The following is a 291-nucleotide window of genomic DNA, read 5'->3' on the forward strand; positions in this document are numbered from 1 at the left end:
CCGTGAGTTAAAGCTAGGTCTATACGAGAAACATGATCTGGAATCGGCAGCCCTGCATCACAAATCGTAATTTCGTCTGTGTGGCCAAGAGTCGCCACTAAGTAGGAGAGTTCAGAGTTTATAAGAGTACTTTTTTTCATATCACGACCTATCGAAAAAACACGTTTGATGGGATGAGGAACAACTCAAGAAAAGCCATCGAAACGTTTCGATAGTGATAATAGTGTGTGATTTATCATTTGCACCTTTCACCTTCTTAGAGTGTGATAATGATCATCGAAACGTTTCGAT

Annotated in this window: 1 protein-coding gene; it reads right to left on the minus strand. The window is 40.2% G+C overall.

The genetic code is table 11. The features are described 5' to 3' along the window. The coding region (locus tag BCT81_RS05405; RefSeq protein ID WP_277869798.1) for an RbsD/FucU domain-containing protein at positions 1 to 140 on the minus strand (140 nt) is incomplete at its 3' end. Positions 141 to 291: the final 151 nt, after the last annotated feature.

It is taken from the genome of Vibrio sp. 10N.261.52.A1, from assembly GCF_002876325.1.
GTDB lineage: Bacteria > Pseudomonadota > Gammaproteobacteria > Enterobacterales > Vibrionaceae > Vibrio > Vibrio chagasii.